The organism is Halorubrum sp. SP9 (genome assembly GCF_005435015.1).
GTDB lineage: Archaea > Halobacteriota > Halobacteria > Halobacteriales > Haloferacaceae > Halorubrum > Halorubrum sodomense.
Genome location: NZ_SGXU01000152.1, coordinates 502 through 979, shown reverse-complemented (window position 1 = coordinate 979; position 478 = coordinate 502). Strand labels below are relative to the sequence as shown.

Here is a 478-nt window from a genome sequence, read left to right as displayed (position 1 = left end):
ACGGAGCTCGAAAGGTCGGTCACCCGGCCGTCAAACTCACGAACCGTATCAAGGATTTGGCTAAATAGGGCCTCGATCTGATCGAATTCCTCGTCGATCCACGTCTCGAACTCGGCTTGCGTCTCTTCAACGTCTTCAAGCCTCGCTTCGACGGAGTCGATTCGGTTTGCTAAATCGCCGTCATCCTGATCCACGCGAGATTCGAGCGACTGGATCTCGCTGTGAAGCCGGGTCACGTCGTCGGAAAGCCGGTCAGTAAACTCCTCTTGTCTGGATCGCTGCTGCTCGACATCGAGCGAGAGGTCAGCGACCTGCCGTCGCATCTCGGCGACCCGTCTGGTGAGTTCGACCTCTGTCGGGCTGAGGTCATCTCGAGGGTCGAGGTCGTCCGGGCTGATTCGGTCTCCCGACTCCGAGTCCGATGAATTCGGTGTGGACGCCTCGTTGCTGCCCGGCGTCTCCGTTTCAGACGGCGCAT

The 478-nt window shown here is 59.2% G+C and carries 1 pseudogene; it reads right to left on the bottom strand.

Annotated features, from left to right (window positions below):
• Positions 1 to 478: pseudogene (locus EXE45_RS16950) on the bottom strand (hypothetical protein); the annotation flags it as partial.